This window comes from Nitrospira sp. (assembly GCA_024760545.1).
Lineage (GTDB): Bacteria > Nitrospirota > Nitrospiria > Nitrospirales > Nitrospiraceae > Nitrospira_D.
Genome location: CP060502.1, coordinates 132422 through 151275 on the forward strand (window position 1 = coordinate 132422; position 18854 = coordinate 151275).

General features: G+C 53.5%; 13 protein-coding genes and 1 pseudogene. 6 read left to right on the plus strand and 8 right to left on the minus strand.

Annotated features, from left to right (window positions below):
* Positions 1 to 67 precede the first annotated feature (67 nt).
* Together H8K03_22400 and H8K03_22405 are read left to right on the plus strand one after the other, a co-directional pair.
* Complete coding sequence (locus H8K03_22400; protein ID UVT22820.1) at positions 68 to 487, plus strand: hypothetical protein; 420 nt, start codon at positions 68 to 70, stop codon at positions 485 to 487.
* Between the two features lie 616 nt (positions 488 to 1103).
* Positions 1104 to 2540, plus strand: a complete 1437-nt coding sequence (locus tag H8K03_22405) for an IS1182 family transposase (GenBank protein UVT22821.1) — start codon at positions 1104 to 1106, stop codon at positions 2538 to 2540.
* 189 nt (positions 2541 to 2729) lie between these two features.
* On the opposite strand, the gene H8K03_22410 is transcribed toward H8K03_22405, so the two are convergent.
* The 7 genes from H8K03_22410 to H8K03_22440 form a co-directional block, all read right to left on the minus strand.
* The gene (locus H8K03_22410) at positions 2730 to 4568 is read right to left on the minus strand and encodes a DUF262 domain-containing protein (protein ID UVT22822.1); all 1839 of its coding nucleotides are present in this window, start codon (positions 4566 to 4568) and stop codon (positions 2730 to 2732) included.
* 123 nt (positions 4569 to 4691) lie between these two features.
* Entirely contained in the window at positions 4692 to 5294 is a 603-nt protein-coding gene (locus H8K03_22415; protein UVT22579.1) for a Fic family protein, read from the minus strand.
* Positions 5291 to 5626 (minus strand): hypothetical protein, encoded by a 336-nt coding sequence (locus tag H8K03_22420; protein ID UVT22580.1) that lies wholly within the window; start codon positions 5624 to 5626, stop codon positions 5291 to 5293. The genes H8K03_22415 and H8K03_22420 overlap by 4 nt, the downstream gene beginning before the upstream one ends.
* Positions 5627 to 6049: 423 nt before the next feature.
* Positions 6050 to 7135 (minus strand): DUF3800 domain-containing protein, encoded by a 1086-nt coding sequence (locus H8K03_22425; GenBank protein ID UVT22840.1) that lies wholly within the window; start codon positions 7133 to 7135, stop codon positions 6050 to 6052.
* A gap of 331 nt (positions 7136 to 7466) precedes the next feature.
* Entirely contained in the window at positions 7467 to 9038 is a 1572-nt protein-coding gene (locus H8K03_22430; GenBank protein UVT22841.1) for an SAM-dependent DNA methyltransferase, read from the minus strand.
* Positions 9039 to 9040: 2 nt separating this feature from the next.
* A complete protein-coding gene (locus H8K03_22435) occupies positions 9041 to 10003 on the minus strand; it encodes a XamI family restriction endonuclease (protein ID UVT22581.1) in 963 nt (320 codons plus the stop codon).
* Positions 10004 to 10009: 6 nt separating this feature from the next.
* Complete coding sequence (locus tag H8K03_22440) at positions 10010 to 10186, minus strand: hypothetical protein (protein ID UVT22582.1); 177 nt, start codon at positions 10184 to 10186, stop codon at positions 10010 to 10012.
* A 150-nt stretch (positions 10187 to 10336) separates the two neighbouring features.
* On the opposite strand from H8K03_22440, the gene H8K03_22445 reads away from it, so the two are divergent.
* From H8K03_22445 to H8K03_22460, 4 genes are all read left to right on the plus strand, one after another.
* A complete protein-coding gene (locus H8K03_22445; protein ID UVT22583.1) occupies positions 10337 to 11800 on the plus strand; it encodes a toll/interleukin-1 receptor domain-containing protein in 1464 nt (487 codons plus the stop codon).
* Positions 11797 to 13326, plus strand: coding sequence for a hypothetical protein (locus tag H8K03_22450; GenBank protein ID UVT22584.1), 1530 nt, complete (start codon positions 11797 to 11799; stop codon positions 13324 to 13326). The genes H8K03_22445 and H8K03_22450 overlap by 4 nt, the downstream gene beginning before the upstream one ends.
* Positions 13327 to 13657: 331 nt before the next feature.
* Complete coding sequence (locus H8K03_22455; GenBank protein ID UVT22585.1) at positions 13658 to 15646, plus strand: AAA family ATPase; 1989 nt, start codon at positions 13658 to 13660, stop codon at positions 15644 to 15646.
* A complete protein-coding gene (locus H8K03_22460) occupies positions 15643 to 17499 on the plus strand; it encodes an ATP-dependent helicase (protein ID UVT22586.1) in 1857 nt (618 codons plus the stop codon). Before H8K03_22455 ends, H8K03_22460 begins: the two co-directional genes overlap by 4 nt.
* Before the next feature lie 27 nt (positions 17500 to 17526).
* Here H8K03_22460 and H8K03_22465 read toward each other — a convergent pair.
* A pseudogene (locus H8K03_22465) lies at positions 17527 to 18675 on the minus strand (IS3 family transposase).
* Positions 18676 to 18854: the final 179 nt, after the last annotated feature.

Genomic DNA, 18854 nt, shown 5'->3' on the forward strand with positions numbered 1-18854 from the left:
GTTCACTGTAAAAGTGCTGAATGCTGAGTCAAGTGGCACTGCTTCAGACTGAGCGAAGAGGCTCGCCATGCTGGTGTTTTTTCTCCTCTTGCTTCTACCTCTCTCCGTCCACGCGGAAGACCTCGGCGAGCTGAGCGCGAATCCCTTCAATCCTGAGTCCACAGCCAATCCGTTCGGGGCCGGCAGCCCCTTCAAGCCGGACGGCATCAACAATCCCTTCAGCCCCCATGGCAGTCCCTTCAGCAATCAATCGGCCACGAATCCGTTCGCTACCGATGCGCCTCGCCTGTATGACCAGCAAGGAAACTACCGCGGCAAGCTCAGCGCGAACCCCTATGATCCTGATTCGACCAGTAACCCCTACGGCCGCTACGGCTCTCCGTTCTCACCGGACTCGATCAAGAATCCTTTCGGCGCCGGCAATCCCTATAGTCCCAACAGTCCCACGAATCCCTACGGCCGCGGCCTGAGGATCGAAGGGAAGTGATCCATCCGCTGACCTGCTCCCCCTGATCTCGTGGCTGCTTGCCACTTCAGCCCTACACCGCGGCGCAGAGCTGGTTATCATTGCCATCCCCGCAAGTGGCCGACTAGCTCACCCCTCCGAGGCGCAACGCTCGCGCCAGTGTCTCTGTCACTCCCGCTGCTAATTCTCGCCGACAACGACCTCTGCTTTATTGTTCTGGAGGGGATCATGTGCAATGACCGGACGGTCATTGCACGACAAGCGGCGTTGGACTTAGCTTCCAAGCCTTCCTAGAATGCGCCTCCCTGCGAGGTCCCCATGTCCCTCTCGTTTCGCTCTTATCGTGGTTTCCCCTGTGTAATGCGCTGTGACGAACAACTCTGGTACATGCGTCAAACGACCGCTTTCGACCGAGGCTGTGTGAAAACGTGGGCCGCATCCGTACGGGACAGTGAGTTCTTGTCCACCTCACATACTTCAGTGACCGAGTGGACTGTAGCAATGCATTCGGGAGTCGGTTGCCATTGCGATGCCGCTCGATACGTTGTATTTTCCACCACATGATCACGCGTCCCATGGTGACGATGCTACGACGGATCTCATCGGCACAGTCCACTCGCCTGACGAGGTGTCCCTGATGAAGCGCTTCATTTCAGGGCAAGACCGGTCGCAACACACCCTGTTTCCGGAGTCACTTGAGGACTACATCGCCGAGGACAATCCCGTTCGTGTGGTTGACGTCTTCGTCGACGGGCTCGACTTGGCCAAGCAGGGGTTTGATGGCGTACAACCGGAAGCGACCGGCAGACCGTCCTACCATCCCGCCGTGCTGCTCAAGCTCTATATCTACGGATACCTCAATCGGATTCAGTCCAGCCGGCGCCTGGAACGCGAGTCCCAGCGCAATGTCGAGCTGATGTGGTTGCTCACCCGGTTACAGCCGGACTTTAAGACCATTGCGGACTTCCGGAAAGACCAGGGCGCGGCGATCCGTCGCGTCTGCCGAGAATTCGTCCTGCTGTGCCGGCGGCTCAACCTGTTTTCCGACGCCCTCGTCGCCATTGACGGCAGCAAGTTCAAGGCCGTGAACAATCGCGACAAGAACTTCACCGACCGGAAGCTCCACGCCCGTCTCGAGCAACTCGAAGCCAGTATCGCACGCTACCTCACCGAACTGGATCGAGCCGATCGCGATCCCGCGTTGGTGCCCGAGGCCCGGGTGCATCATCTGAAGGAGAAACTGCAGACCGTCAACACGCAGATCCAGCGCCTGAATGAAATGGGTGCGCTCATGCGTGACGCGCCCGATGGCCAGATTTCACTCACCGACCCGGACGCCCGCTCCATGGCCACGAGTGGTCGCGGCACCGGCATGGTGGGCTACAACGTGCAAATCGCCGTGGACACGAAACACCATCTGATCGTGGCGGACGAGGTGACGAACCACGGACACGACCGGCAGCAGCTCGCGCCTGTGGCCCAACACGCGGCGCAGGCGACCGGCCATGCACGCCTCACGGTGCTGGCCGACCGAGGCTATTTCAATGGCGAGCAAATCCGGGAATGCGAGCAGCAGGGGATCGCCACCTTGGTGCCCAAGCCGCTGACCTCCAACAACAACGCAGCAGGCCTGTTCGACAAGCGCGATTTCGTCTACCTCCCCGAGCGCAACGCCTACCGCTGCCCTGCCGGGGAGCACGCGATCTATCGCATGACGAGCCTTGAACGCGGCCTCGCGCAGCACCGCTACTGGTCCTCGGCCTGTCCGCGCTGCCCGCTGAAAGCGCGCTGCACCACGGGCGACTACCGGCGTATCTCGCGCTGGGAACATGAATCGGTCCTGGAAGCCATGCAGGATCGGCTGGATCGAACGCCGAACGCCATGAAACTACGCCGGCAGACCGTGGAACACGTCTTCGGCACGCTCAAGGCGTGGATGGGGGCGACGCATTTCCTGATGAAGACGTTGCCGAAGGTCAACACAGAGATGAGTTTGCACGTGCTGGCGTACAACCTGAAGCGCACCATGCGAATCTTCGGCGTAAAACCCCTGATGGCGGCCATGACAGGGTAGCAAGCCCGGTCTTGTTGCGACACTGAACGGCATGTCCGTCACGCCAAGTCAAACGTAGCCGCAATGCCACAGGTACAAAGATTTCACTCGCTCTGCATTTCTATTTTCACACGGCCTCGGTCGAGACCTGCCGGTCACCGGGCATGTGTTCTGACACTACCCGCCAGATCAAATCCAAACACCTACACTTTATGCAACGTCAAGATCTGAAAGCTTCCAGATATCTTTCACCAAGCCGATCAGCATAGTTTGCCGCCTGTCAATTTCCTCAGGCGTCCAGTTATCAAACGACAGGAGTTTTTCGTTTATCCGTGTTGTCGAGGTGTTTTTCCCAACCTTGGTGATACCGGCAATACTGCTGGTTAGGTAGCACTTACATTTCGCGTATTCCGGTTTTTTAATCTCGAAGAAATCGTTACCTATGACGATATTAATGGGTTTTTCCAGCAGCGTAAGATTGCCTAGTTTGTTCTTAATCAGATTGTAGTCAAAGCCCGAGTACTTTTGGGCAAACTCCGTAGCAAATGCCTTTTTCGGCTTGTCTGGCAAAATATGTTCGATCTGAAGCTCTATATAATCCTCCAATGATCGTTCCGTCTTGATGCCTTTATAGGCCATGTCGACGTGCTGGCTTATTTTGGCCAACAGGTAGCGTGTCCGATATTTCTGCATCGAGCCCAGTGAATATCGCTTCATACTGTCTGTGAGGTCAGCAGCCTTGGCTGACATGCTCTTTTGGAAACGTGTGTTAATGAAGGCATTCAATTTTTCTCTTTGGGCTTTCTTGTTCTTCTCGTTCCCAATTTCTCGCAGCTCGTCTGCCCATACTGAGAAATTGCGCTCGAGTTCCTTTGTGGGCGTTTTGGTAAAGATATAGTAGAAAAGGAAACTCTCGAGTTGTGTAACCAGATGGTCGAACAATGCCTTGGGAAAATTGCTGGCTGCCAGTAGGAGGACAAAGTGTAAACTAAAGGCCGGGCCGCAAAGAAGCCCAAGGTTCTTCATTGCGACATTATCTCTGCCGTCATTACCATCGCCTTTGTTAAAGGCCAGGTAGTGATTGACGCTCTCGATGATTGTTCTCACAAACTGGAAAGGTTTCTCTTCATATTCGCAGTCAGCGGCATTCTCCTTCTTCGTAAGCCAATCATAAATTTCATCTTCCCGTACAATATAATCGCTGCGGTCATTCTGAATTTTGTAGCTTGCCATCAGAAAGTAGCGCAGAAATCGTAAAGGCTTTTGCTTTGCTCGTTCGAGCGGCTTGGTAATGTTTTTCCATTCGCTTTTCAATCGACCAAATTCCTGTGCTTCAACATTCGTGAATAGCAGGTTTTTCAGCAGGTCCATAGAATTCAGACCAACACCCCGCTCGTTGATCGTTTCAAATATCTTTAAGGCATTGCCGAGGTCGGTTGAGATCTGGATGAAGACAACGTTGTTGGCCAAATAGCCCCAGTATTTCTTCAATGCGGCCTTATCCGCGTGTTTCTTGAGCAAATGGGCGTAAATCGTGCTGTAGGCGTTCAGAAGATTCTCCAAAGAACCGAAACTGGCGATTCCGGAGGCCTCAATGCCATTGCGGGTCGCTTGAGGTTCATCTTCCATCTCCACGATTTTCGCCATTACTTCGCCGGCGTTTTCATAGCGCGGCTCTAATTTCAGGCTTGTCTTTGTCTCGCCTTGATTCGATGTGTAGCTGGCGGATATCAGGCCATTGATCGTCTGATATTGAGGTTCTCCGTGAAATAGTTTCTTCAGAGTGCAGAGGAGAAGGAAAAATGTTGTCAGCCTTTGCTGGCCATCGATCACTTCAAATGTGTTTTTCTGTGACGACGGCGACACAAGCACCATGCCAATGAAATATTCCTGGTTGGCTCTGCCATCAATCTGTTCATCGATGTCGTCGAGGAGTTGCTGTACTTCTTTGTCTTGCCAAACATATTCGCGTTGATAATCAGGGACGATATAAAAACAGTCGCGGAATGCTTCTTCAACGCTGTATTTATGATTTTCAATTTTGGCCATATTTACCCCTGGAGTGTTCTTAAACGACAGATTATCAGGAGATTCATGAGAGCCCAAATCCTATCTTCACTGTCAATATGGTCTGTTCGTGCATTTTGATCGCCCCTTGCCGTATGAGGCTGCTTACCGTTCCCGGCCTTCGTCGCGGGATCTGACGCGCGCGGGTTCAATGATGGCGCTGCGTATGAGCTTTTCCATGTCGTCGTGTTTGCCTTGAAAACCCTGCACGGAGGCCTGGTGCCAGGTTTCCGGTGCGATGCGTTGCAGGTCTAGTTTGTGGCCAGCCTGTCGCGCAAGGATTTTGAGGAACTGGCGTTGCGCCCGGCCGTTGCCTTCGCGGAACGGGTGGATGGCGTTGATCTCGCCGATATGTTCGGCGGCGCGTTTGGCGAATTCGGCGCGGCGTAAACCTTTCAGCTTGTTTTCCTTCTGGATCATCTCAAACCGCTTCTTCATTTCCGTGTCCACGTGGTCGGGCGGTCCGAAAAACGTGCCTCCCTTGGCCATTGAGACGGTGCGCGATTCTCCCGCCCAGTGATAAACATCCTGAAAAATATGCTTGTGGATCGCTTTGTAGCCTTCATACGTCATCGGTATATCAGGCAGAGGCTCCTGCATGCGCTTCATACTCATGATGCGCTCGAAGCGCTCAAGCTTGTCGGCTTCGCGGATATTCCTCTTGTTGTTGAGAACATCGGTGCCGGGATAGACGTAAGGATCGCTCATGCGGGATCGGGCAGGGGGATGCCGTAGGTGCGGTGCATCCACTCGTCAAGAAACTTGTCACGCTGTTCATAGCTCAGGCCGAGGCGATTCATTTCCGCGAAGGCGGCATCTTCTTCGGGCGTGAGGAAAATTCCTTCGCATGCGAGGGAAGCCTTGGCTTCCTTGCCGCGTTCAATCAGAGCTTCCAGCTCCTTGCCGGTGATGGGTTTATTTCTGTCAACGGTCATATGTCTATTATAGAGGAATGCCTGAAGCTGCGCCACGGGAACAAGGTCTGGGAACGCAAGCGAAGGGGGAAAAGAGGGAGAAGGCGGCGGCACTTTGGTAACCATGATCCAGTTTCCTTAATCACAAATGTTAATCGAGAGGATAAGAGAGTTTTTTCCCCGCAGCTATTCCCGGGCGCTCCCGGAATGCGGGCCGGGATAGCCGGCAGGTCACATGGGCTACACGGTTTTTCGGTGCGGGCCGCCCATTGACCTGACGGCGCGGCCAGCCATGTGGCGCCAACCGGGAATCAGCGGGAAAGGGGTCTGACGAGACCGAGGGGAACAGGATACGGCCATTTCCGCAGTGTGCTGGCTCGGACTCCGGTACGCTGTGGGGGCGTGGATCAAGGGCCAGGGGTGAATTTGCGGAGTTAGGGTTTTGCAAGCGGATGAGGTGCGGCGGAGTTCCTCGTGTTTGTTGGCGAGGATCCTCGCACCACGCATCACCGCTTTCGGCTTAGTCTCAATAAGCTCCAATCTGCCCTTTCATTCATACGCGCTTCCGCGAGACCGAAGAAATACGTTCATCTTGCCAATTTCATTGGCGCTGGTAACGTGATCTAGGAACGCAATATTGGCCTCATGTGAGGCGTCGATGATGTCGCGTAGCAGTTCCGCGTTCTTCAGGCTGGTGCCAATCAAAGATGCACGCGCGGCAGAAACCTCATCGCGCGTGGTTCCTGCGAAGTAGCTGTACATTTTGCCGATTAGTCCCACCACGATGTCTGATACCTGTATGCCCGGCTCGGATTTGGAATCGGCAAACCGGTAATTCTTTACTGGCTGCCCGCCTGATACCAGCTTCATAGATTGCAAATCATCGCGAATGGAATCTTCCATATCAAGGATGTGGGTTGAATGTTTGAACAGCGCAATCCGTTTCAGATAGAAGATGGTGAAGCTCTCTATTAAAAGGTGAGGTGTGCACCCTTCAATGAAGTCGAGGCTAGGAAGATCGCGTCCCGCCTGCAACATGCCCTTGAGCATCATCGAATTAAATTCCGGCAGCACATCATCGCTCTGCTCCAGCATTGAGATGAGTTCGTTCAGAAAGGGCTTGCGGTTCTCCGGAGCCAGGTCTGGATAGTTATAGCGGTAAAACAGACTGGTCGTTTCGGGCAGGTTGGCTCGAAGGAGTGCGGTCAGGTCCGCCTTTAGCCGAATATGAAGCTCCATTAGGCGCGGTTCGCCGAGCCTGTAAAGTATCGAGTCCATAATATCGACGAGCGACCAGAAGAGCGGGTCGAGCGCATGATAGTGGACAAACAGGTCGTTATCGGAAATCCACTGTAGAAAGGTGGTCAATTTGTCTGACGTCAACAGATCGAGAAATTCGCCCTTGGCAACATGCTTGAGCTTGAGTTCGCCCGCGCTCCTTTGAATGTGCATCGCATTGCGCAATGACTCTGGGTCAAAACTCCGAGGCGCACCGTCATGCACAACGCCGCCCAGCACAAATACACCAGGCTCCGTAACATTGAACCCCTGCACACCAAGGCGCAGCTTTTTAATGTTGTTCGTTTCGTCATGATAAAAGACATATTCTGCATCAGCCTTGGTAAGGCCATGCATGGCTAAATGCGCGTCCCGTATCTCATCTATGTCTACCAAAGCACAAACCTCCGGATCAGCCACTCTACTCTATTGATTCATCGTGGTTGACGTAAGGCAATTTTAAGTTCTTTCCCCATAGCTCCACAAGCCAATGGAAATCAACAGGAGGGTTGTTATGCCGCCTCCTTCTGGTCGCCGGGCTGCAGGCCGTGCAGGAAGTCAGCGGCGCGTTGGGCGTGGGCGGCAACGCGGCCTGTGCGCCACCGATGGCTGAAAAGCCTGCCCGGCCTACCGCGGGTAAAAACCGGCATTCGTCCAACAGTCAATGACGGATAATGGCGTAGGGTTTTTAAACGGCGTGAGCGAGTAAGTCGGTCTGTTTGAGGGGGCGGGCGTGATCTGGAAGGATCGCGGCGATTTCGGAGACAGGGACGTTGGCAAGTTCCTTGGGTTCGAGTTTATGAAGGCCCCCGCCGTAAACCCTGCCTTCTGCCAAGAGGCGGTTTGGAGTGATCTGGTTGAGAAGGTGCCAGACGCGGCGTATCAGGTTCTTGTCATGGGCCATTGCGCGGGCAAGAACAGGAGTTGGGTACATGGCCAGATAGACATTGGCAACGGTGGCGCGTGATGTGTTCAAGAGAAACCGAAACGGCTTTCCGTCTTTGGTATCGGAACGTCCAAGGTAAGTGCAGACGATGGGCGCAGGCGGGCGGTTCTCTTGCGCGTACCAAAGTGAGCGATGTTGGCATAGATAGCGGTGATGAAGGCCACGGGCCTTCCCATCCTCAAGGTAGCGGTGCAGGGCTGGGAAGCGGCGTTTGATTTGATCTTCGGGAAGTTTGGTATCGAGAAGAAAGCGGGGGCGGTCGATTTTGGGGTTGCCGTACCGGTCTGCCTTGATCTCGTTTTCAGGGAGGTAACGCGGGCTTGGCAGGATCGGGGTGAATAGCTCCATCGGAAGGTTGCGGGCTTTGATTTCTTCTTCCGTGAGAATGAAAAACTCGTTGTTGCCGGTCGCCAAACCGCGTTTGATCTGGAAAAAGTCTGAGATGGTCGGGATTCCTGTTTCGGTTCGGATGTCTGCGGCAGGAAACCGCGTCCATTTCGGCTCATGCGCGAGTGCTTGAGCGGATATGGTGCGGGATAGCTTGGGGGCCAGAAGTGTGCCGCCGAACGTAAATTGTACTGCGTGGTTTTTTGGGGGCGCAGTATTGCGGAACCAAACCACGGCAGAAGAAACAAGAGCGTCCGCGAATTGTATGTCGTTCGGGTCGAAGCGGTGAATGTGGAGAAGTGTTACCCCTTCGAGAAGGTAGCGCTTGACGGCTAGGCCGTAATTGACGTCCATGAATTCGCTCGGGATGAGCCAACCAGCAATAGCTCCCACGTCCATCCATGCGTGAGATAGGCCAAGAAAGTGGCAGTAAAGACCGGCAAGGCCGCTGATTTTTATGCCGCTGGCCTGTTGGGTTCGCATTTGGAGGCGGGTTTTGTTGCCGTTCTCAAGGTGGTGGTGGCGCACATACGGCGGATTGCAGATGATGAGATTGAAGCGTGGTGAAGGCTCTGCCTTAGTGAAGTCGGAAAGCTTGATGGAAAGTCCGGTGTTCTTCCAGAGGTGTGTGGCTGGCTTTCCGTAGTGAGGGTCAACCTCGAAACCAAGAGCCTGTTGAATGCGTTTTCTGGGAAAGACGTTGAGGAGAGCGGAATAGAAGGCTCCGGTTCCGATTGCCGGATCGAGAAATCGGACTTTCTCGTGCGGGGGGAGGATCGTTTGAGCGTATCTGAGAATTTCCTCGGCAAGCGGTGATGGGGTCGCAAACTGACCGAGGCGGTTGCGCTCGGTTTGTGTCTTGTGGCTATCGAGGTCGGCCTGTAGCTGGCGGCGCATGGTTTCGAGACTGACGATAGTGCGTGGCATGGTCATATTCCAAAATGCATCAAGTCGTCGATGCGGTGTTCCCATACCCAGTCGATGCCTTCGGCGGCTTCATAGCCAAGGTAGCCTGAGTCGAAGTATCCGCAGAGAAAGAGGTTGAATTTGACCTTGGTGCCGTAGGTGCTGCGAAGCTGTGACATTTTGACAGCTTCTTCTTTGCGGCGCTTGTTGGTGTTGGTGAAATCACCAGCGGATTTTGCCTCGAAGAAAACCGGGAAGTCTCCGGCCTGTGCTGACTTCGGCATAATGACGGCGTCGATGGGAATGTTGACGGTTTGAGTGCCGCCTTCGAGTGTGACCGGAACATTCATGCGGAAGCTGAATGTTCCCGGGGTCATGGTGTCATACGTGGTTCCATCTCCTTGAGGGAGCTGGCTGTAGCCGCGTTGTTCGAGCCAAGCCTTGATAGCGGCCAGTTGGCGCTTTTCCTGTGCATTGCGGATGATGGGATTGGCAACTGCCCCGCAAAGGCGGTCTGCCACGATGGTGGCTGCGCGGTGAATTTCTGTTTCTGTCGGCAGGTCTTTCCGTCCAAGCCAAACGAAAATATCAGGATCGGCCATTTTTTGAATGATGGCTGAGATTTTGGCGAGTTGTTGATCGGCTTCGGTAACGCTCATTCGCATAGGGAGCTTTTTCTCAAGTTCCATGTACTTGACCAGATTCGGGGACACTCCGGCCAAGCCGATAAGCCTGTCGACGGCAATGGGCGGGCAGGTCGACATGCGCAGCGTGGGCAGAATTTCAGGATGCTGCCGGATTACGGATGGCTGGATCGAGAGAAGGTTGCCGGTTGAGGCAAGCGCAGCTTCTACGTCCTTTGTGGTCTGGATGCGCGTGGTGCGAAAAGCCTGAGGCGCAAATTTCATGAACCAGTCATTGTACATGTCAACGGACTGAGCGATGTCATTTTTCCATTGAAGGGTTTTGTCGGAGTTAACGGGCATTCTTCCTCACGCGTGTTTGGTGTTCTTGTAGATTGTCCATAGCTCGGTGAAAAGCTTGCGGAGGGAAATGTTGCGGCGGGCCGCTTCAACTTTCACTTCAGCGGCAAGATCAGGGGGAAGGCTGAATCCGACAATCTGGCGTGGCTGCAGGGTCTTGCGAATCGATGGCGGTTTATTCTTCATGTGAAGATTATGTCGACATGTCGACAGCCTGTCAATAGTGATCTGATGGCTTGCAAGCCGAGGAGAAAAAGCACTGATTAGAGAAGGTTGGTTTTATACGGAGCAAGGAGTACAAGATATGATTCTAAATACAAGGAAAGCGACATTCCGATGAAACCCAGACCGGCCATTTTTATCAGCCACGCGAATCCCGAGGATAATGACTTCGCGATTTGGCTCGGTTCACACCTGAGCGGCGCAGGATACGAGGTTTGGGCAGATGTCCTGAAACTCCGCGGTGGAGAGGATTGGGCGCGAAAGCTTGAGAAGGCATTGCGAGAGAGAGCTTTCAAGATGCTTCTAGTCGGGACACCGTGGGGTGTTGAGAAAGACGGGGTGCGGAATGAAATCCAGATTGCTACAGAGGTGGCAAAGAAAATAGAAGACGGAGAGTTTGTTATCCCGCTGCGGCTGCAACAATTCGACTCTCCTTTCCAGATTGTACGGGCTCAATACATTGATTTCATGAATGGTTGGGGGCGGGGGCTGAGTGAACTGTTTAAGACCTTGGAGTCTTATAGCGTTCCGCGGACGCCTTCAGCGAATAGTGATAGTCTTGAGAATTGGCGGGGCGCCTTCCTTGTGAAAGCAAAGGCGGTTCGGGACCAGCCCGAGGAGCTGATTTCCAATTGGCTGGCGATTACGGAATTGCCGAACGCGATTGCATATTTTGAGTTTCTGGGCGCGGGGGCGGAGGAGCGAGCCGCAGCTTTGAAGGCAAGTTCGCGGTGGCCTGTCGCACTGCATGGGCATGGTTTTTTCTCCTGCGCGAAAGAGACAGATTTTCAGTCAGAGCACGGATGCGCGTTGCCAATCTCGCGCGAGAAAGAGTGGTGGTTCCCGCACTTCCTTGAGAATGGGGATGAGATGCGGTCCATAGGCAGGAGAGAAGCACAGAACATTGTGACTCAACTGATAAAAAGCGCGCTGGAAAACAAATTACGGGAGAGCAAATTGTCTCGGTACGGCTTTTCCACAGGGGTTTCTGGGTGGTGGGTGCATTCAGGATTAATTCCAGAGGACAAGGTAGCCTTTAAATGGAACGATGGGCCGAGTGGCAGAAGACAGCTCGTAGGGGATGCAAGTGTTGGGGTATCGAAGTACAAATGGCATTTTGGTATCTCAGCGAAGATATGGATTGGCGAGACCCCCCACGTAAAGCTGATTCCCCGAATAATACTGTCCGAGGATGGCAGCACAGCGCTTGACGATGCTAAACGGATGAATCGTCTGCGGCGATCCGTGACAAAATCGTGGCGGAATCCTCGATGGAGGGACATGTTATTAGCACTCTTGTTCTGGCTGGCGAAGGGAGAACGCTGCATCTGGCTGGAGACCGGATCCGAATCAGGATTGTCGTTGGAAGTGCCACCCATGTCGATGACTTCCGGCGTGTCCATCTTCGAGGGAGAGGGAGAGACAACAGGAACAGAAGAGGTGGAAGTCGAGAGTGATGACCCTGCCTTTGTGGAAGAGTACGAGGACTATGAGGAAGAGAGCCCTTCCGAAGGGGAGGGGGATACTGTGATTGAGGACAAAATCGATCCGGGAGCGACCGGGAGTTTGAGTCCATGAAGCTAGATTACATCAAAGAGCCGAAGCTGGAGTTTTCATTCGGCCAGCACGAAGAACACCCCCGGGACGGACTGTTTCTGTATGGTCCTATCAAGGATAGCGCGGCGCCGGAGACGCTACGTTATGGAGTGATCGGTACACCGAAGGGAATTGAACGGTTCAGCAGGTGGTCTCAATCGATCAGCGGCTATATCAAGCGATTTGAGCCAAGGCTAAACCCTGAGGCCCAGCATCACACATCGTTTCCGGGGTTCGAGAGCGTCTTTCGATCGAAATGGCCATCTGAGCCATTGGCAAGAATTATTGTGCCGGATACCGAGATCGAACGTGCCATGAGAATCGCCAATCGCTTCGAGGCGGTAAAGCGTGCCGTAGACCTATATGTGGATCCATTGATCAAGTATTCACAAAAAGAGGAGGCGGAGCCCGCATTCTGGTTTGTTGTAATACCTGAGATCGTCTACCGGTTGGGGAGGCCGACCTCGAAGGTCCCGAAAGGCGAAGCGATTCAAGGCAGTGTGATCATTTCTCAAAGAAAGGCGAAATTAATAAAGATGGCACCAACGCTGTTTGGATTGGATGAAGAAGAAGCGGAAGTTTACCTTTATGCTAAGAATTTCCGGCGGCAACTCAAGGCAAGGCTGCTAAAGGACAAGATTGTCACGCAAATCGTTCGTGAAACGACACTAGCCCCGGAAGACTTCAAAACTTCTTTTGGTGGGCTTCAGCGAAAGGTGGAAGATCCTGCGACGATAGCCTGGAAGCTGTGCACCGCAGCCTATTATAAAGCGGGCGGGAAACCGTGGAGATTGTCAGGTGTGCGCCCCGGGGTTTGCTATGTAGGCTTGGTGTACAAACAGACAGATCCAGACGGTGATGATCCCAATGCCTGCTGCGCAGCGCAGATGTTTCTTGCGTCCGGGGACGGAGTCGTATTCAGAGGTGCTGTTGGTCCTTGGTATACGGCTTCGAGCAAAGAATATCATTTGAAACAGAGCCCGGCAGCGCAATTGATGTCTTTGGTTGTCTCGGAATATAAGCGCTTGCACGGCAATGAAGAGCCAAAAGAGCTTTTTATCCATGGACGATCGCGATTCAACGAGGAGGAATGGGCAGGGTTTCAATCAGCCGTGCCATCTGCGACGAATCTGGTCGGTGTTCAAATTCGTGATGCAAAATCCGAACTAAAGTTGTTCAGGCCGGGAGCATTTCCGGTGATCCGGGGAACCGCGCTCAAGGTTTCTGATCGAGCGGCGTATTTATGGACGAGCGGATATGTTCCAAGACTAAACACCTACCTTGGACCTGAAACACCGAACCCGGTTTTTGTGAACATTCAGAAAGGTGATTGTTACCAGGACACGGTGTTGGCGGATGTCATGAGATTGACGAAGCTTAATTACAACACATGCCTGTTTAACGACAGGCTGCCGGTTACGATAAAATTCGCGAATGCGGTGGGAGAAATTCTGGTGTCCGCTCCGCAGACGGAAGAACCAAAGCTTCCTTTCAAATTCTATATTTGATCAAGGTCGATCCATTGTGATCGACCCAAGGCTAAAGTGTCGTTTGGTAGAGCGTGGAGGAGTATTAATCGCGGCATAATTCCTATTCCCGGGAGGAGACAATGGTTAAGCGAAGCTCATATATGCAGTACAGTGAATACGTCGAATTGGGAGTAAAACCCATCCGTTTCTGGGCATACGACAAACGTGGAAAGTTCGTGTGTCGCGTTGAATTGAATTCCGCTGGAGTAGCTGTCTTTTCTGGAGTAAAGGGGAGAAAGCGCATTGTCGACATGAGCTGGGAGAGTTTTGTGAAACAACTTAAGCGATGACGAGTCCTCGGTGATCGATCATGAAAATAGAAAGCATTTCCCTTCAGAATTTTCGTTGTTTTGGACCAGAGAAGACGAGCATCGAACTCGAGTCAGGGGTTACAGCGTTTGTGGGAGGGAACGGGTCTGGGAAGACAGCTGTATTTCAGGCCTTAGCGCGTCTTTTTGGATTGACGGAGGCACAGCGGCGTGTCCGTCGTCAGGATTTTCATGTGCCGGCTGATCAAGAAGAGATCACTTCTGGGGCATCTTTACGCATAGAGGTGATCCTATGTTTTCCTGAACTCGAAGGTGTGGCAGAGGATGACCGAGAGGATGCAGTGGCGGAGTTTTTCCTTCAAATGGCTGCCTCGGGTGAGGGGGAACCGCTTAAATCGAGGATTCAACTGAGAGCTACGTGGACTGATGACGGCACACCGGATGGGAATATCGAGGAAGAGATAAAGTGGGTCCTTACGTTGGAAGATGACTTCGAAGAGGATGAATGCAAGAGAGTCCTCCCTGCGCAGCGAGGATCAATTCAGCTTGTGTATATCCCTGCTACCAGGGACGTCGGAGCACAAGTAACATCTTTCTTGAAAGGTCGTCTGTGGCAAGCTGCGCGGTGGTCAACCAAGTTTCGGAACTCCGCTGCCAGGACAGCAACTCTCATACAAAACCGTTTTGACCGGGAGGAGCCAGCGAAATTCGTACTCGAACGCCTTGAACGACGGTGGCGCCAGGTTCATGAGGCTGATACTGATACTACTCCTCTTCTAAGGCTTGTCGACAGGCGATTCGATGAATTCGTTAGAAACGCCACATTCATGTTCTATCCTGATGAATCAGGACGTGACCGAGAGCTCGTTGATTTAAGTGACGGGCAACGGTCCCTTTTTCACATAGCTCTCACAGCGGCAACCTTGGAGGTCGAGAGGGATGCTTTTGCGGTGACTCATAGTGATGGCGCTTTCGATGTGGCGAAGATGCGGAGAGCGCACCTGACGATCCTCGGAATCGAAGAGCCTGAAAACAGCCTATCGCCATTTTTTCTATCCAGAATTATTGCACAGTGCCGGGAGATTGGCAGTCTGCAATCGGCACAGGTTGCTGTTTCGAGCCACTCGTCAGCGATTTTGAGCAGGATCGATCCAGAGGAGGTTCGATATTTCCGGATTGAACGTGGGAGTCGAAAATCGTCAGTGAAAAGGCTTAGCCTTCCCGCTGGTGATGAAGAAGCCAGCAGATACGTGCGGTTAGCGGTGAAGGCATATCCCGAACTGTACTTCGCTCGCTTCGTGGTTCTCGGCGAAGGGGAATCAGAACGTTTAATCATTCCCAAAATCGCAGAGGCTATGGGTATGGAGATGGACCCCTCGTTCGTTCCGATTGTCCCTCTGGGAGGAAGACATGTGGCGCATTTCTGGAAGCTGCTGAATGATCTGCGAATCCCTCATGCGACATTATTGGATCTAGATCTTGGACGTCGCCACGGAGGAGCGGAGACCGTGCGGACGGTCGTGGAAACCTTAAGGGCAATTGGCAACGACCTTTCAGCGAACCGGTGTGTTCTGGATGGTGAGATCGCGGTAGAAGAGCTGACGGATCTTGATCACGGGGACCTGTGCGATGGTTGGGAGAGTAATACATGGTTACAAGCATTAAAATTGGAAGGGGTATATTTCTCCTACCCTGTCGATATTGATTTTTCGATGCTCTCCGCGTTTCCAGTGGCCTACGAGCATCCCAGGTCTGGAGGTCATGGGCCTCGGGGAGATGCTATGGCCATTAAAGAAAAGAAAGCCGTAACGCTAAAAACCGGCGGCGATCCAAGTCTCTTTGATGTTAGCTATGATGATGCTTTCAAATGGTACCCATACCTGTTTGTGAGTTCGAGTAAGCCCGAGACGCATCTCTCGGCCATCAACCGGATCGAGGCTTCCGAGTTGGCAGATGGGGCTCCTGCAGAGTTGAGAGCGCTTATCGAACATGTCAAGAAGGCGTTGGCGCTCAGAGGCGATGAAGAATGATGCTTATGAGTCCTGAAGCCTGGCGACCGCATGGCATTGATGATCTGGAACCGCGCGCGTGGGAAGCATTGCGGGAAACGAGTCAGAGCGTTTGCGTTACTGCAGGAGCGGGATCAGGTAAAACTGAGTTCCTTGCACAAAAAGCGACTTATCTTCTTCAGACAGGTCTTTGCCGCGATCCCAAACGGATACTCGCGATCAGTTTCAAGCGGGATGCTGCTTACAATCTGGCGGATCGGGTGGCCAGACGGTGCCCACCGGAACAGGCGCGGCGGTTAGATTCATTTACCTTCGATGCTTTTACAAAGGGGCTATTGGATAGATTCCGGCTAGCGATTCCTGAGTTTTTGCGTCCGCCGCTAGACTATCAAATAGTATTTCACCAACGTAGAGATTATGAACAGTTTCTTGAAAGGCATGGCTTCTACGGCTTGCAAGCGGGAGAGCTAGAATCTGCCTTGGCGACGACTCGTCTCCCACTAAATGAAAATGAAGGCACCGGGGGAGTGTACGCGGCAGTCACCGCCTATTGGCGGGAGCAGTACAGGAATCCCGCAGGGGTTGGACTTACGTTCGCGATGATAAATCGTCTCGTAGAGTTGGTTCTCCGGATACATCCTGGTATTCGCGGCGCGTTTCAGATGACTTATCCATTCATTTTTCTTGACGAATTCCAAGACACAACCTCGGCTCAGTTTCAGCTTCTCACGACAGCGCTGGATGGGAGCGACTCAGTGTTGACGGCGGTTGGTGATGACAAGCAACGGATAATGGGGTGGGCGGGAGCAATGCCGGATGGTTTTTCTCAGTTTGAGACTACTTTCTCTGCCGGTCGAGTGCAGCTATTGTCAAACTGGCGTTCGCACGAAGATCTTGTCCGCATTCAGCATGTGATCGCGTGTCGCATTGACCCAGAGAGTGAATGCCCTGAAGCCAGGGCCGAGCGTGAGGTTCATGGAGATGTCGCCGCCATTTGGGAGTTTGGAGATCCCGAGGCGGAGAGAAGCCGTCTGGCTGATTGGATCGCGGAGGAAGTGGAATCTGGAAACGTTGAGCCGCATGACATAGCGATTCTGGTTCGAAGCCATGCCGATCGGGCTGAAGAGGATTTAGCGCCGGCCCTTGCACGCCGGGGTATCAGGTTAAGAAATACGGCCAGGTTTGTCGGTGACATAGATATCCAAAGTCTTCTAGGGGAGGAACTCACCGCGATATTGATGCCCCTTCTTCGCCTAGGAGCGAAGATGAGGAGTCCGGAGGATTGGGACCGAGCTCAACAAACGATACAGTTTCTCGAAAGCCTTGACCCGGATGACGGACCTGATCAGGAACAGCTACAGACAAGACTCGGTGATTTTGTGCGCGCTTTGCGTCGCTCTATGAGAGAGGTGGATCTCAATCCAGATTCAGCAAGTGAGATGGTAAGGCGAGTTCTTGATTTTGTGGGAGTGTCGTTGGTCCGGCAGAACATTCCGGCATATAGACGCCAGCACGACTTCGAACGGGTCTGGAACGGGTTTGTTGCGCTTCTCCGGGAATGCGCACAGGGGGCTAGTTCGTGGGATGAAGTGCTGAATGAGTTCGAGGGAGTTGGTCAAGTTGTTCTTATGACGATTCACAAAAGTAAAGGGCTTGAGTTTCATACGATGATCTTTTACGGGCTTGATAACCAAACATGGTGGAGTCTTACGCCAAATCAACGGGAAGAATTGAATTCCTTCTTCGTCGCATTCACCCGCGCCAAGCAACGCGCATTTTTTACGTTCTGCAGTGAGCGTGGGCAACCCATAGCTTGGATTGAGAACTTGCTAGCGCCGGCTGGTCTGCGTCGAATACAGAGAGGGACAGATTGAGCTGGCCCAGGTTTCGTGGACACCAGGTTAAGACTCACCGAGCCGTCGTTCGAACTCCAGCGGGCTCAGATAGCCGAGGCTCTGATGCAACCGCTGGCGATTATAGAATCCTTCAATAAACGCGAAAATCTCTCGTCCGGCCTCGCCGTGAGTCTGATACGTCTGGTGATGAATCAGTTCATTCTTCAGCGTACTGAAGAAGCTTTCGGCCACGGCGTTGTCATAGCAGTTCCCTTTCCGGCTCATGCTTGGCGTAAGGCCGAGGTCCCTCAGGCGTTGTTGATACAGCCGCGCACTGTACTGCGCCCCCTGATCGGAATGATGAATGAGTCCCGGCTGAATCTGCCGTTGACGGACGGCCATCGCCAGGGCGTCGAGCGTGAGTTGTTGGTCCGGCTTGTTTCGCATGGCCCAACCAATCACCCGCCGTGAATACAAGTCCAACAAGACGGCCACATACAGCCACCCCGCCCGGGTCGCGACCATCGTGAAGTCCCCGACCCAGACGCGATTCAGCCCCGTCGTTTCGAAGCGCTGCTGTAAGACGTTGGGCGCCGGCGGCGGGAGTTGATGATGCTCGACACTGACGCGGAATCGGCGGACCCGTTTGGCCGCCAGGCCGCCGAGGATTCGGAGGCGTGCGACCCGATGGCGGCCACAGCGGAGTCCTCGACCGCTCGCTTCCCGCCAGAGTTTGATGGCCCCATACTCCTCCCGCATCTCCTGATGAATCTGGCGGAGTAGCGGCAGCAGCCGCTGATCGTCGGCGGTGCGGGCACTCACCGGCCGATCCCGCCAGGCATAGTAACCACTGCGGCTGACGCCCAGGACTGTGCAAAGCCGTGACCCGATGAAGGCGTTCTTGAGTCCGGATGAACACGTACTTCACGCGGACTCCCTCGCGAAGTACTGCGACGCTTTTTTTAAAATGTCTCGCTCCTCGGTGACCCGCGCCAACTCACGCTTGAGACGCGCCAGTTCAGCAGCGGGTTCAGCTTGCCGCCCTGACCCCGGGAAGGCGCCGCCGTGGACGGCGACCGCTTTCTGCCATTTGTAGAGGCGATTCCGCGGAATGCCGAGCTCACGAGCAATCTCGGCAGCAGGCCGTTGCCCGGCATTCAGGAGTTCTACCGCGTGTCGCTTAAACTCGGGAGTGAACCGTCGTCGTTGGCCCATGTCGCACCTCCGTCGGGGCTATCGTGCCCCCATTTGAGGTGTCCGTCAAACCCGGGCTAGTTCAGATCCCAATAGTGATGCGTGACTGAATTGGTGAGGTATTACTGTTCGAAGGCGAATGAACCCTTGGATTTGTTCAATTTTTGCTTTAGATAAAAGCCAAAATAGAATAACATTAT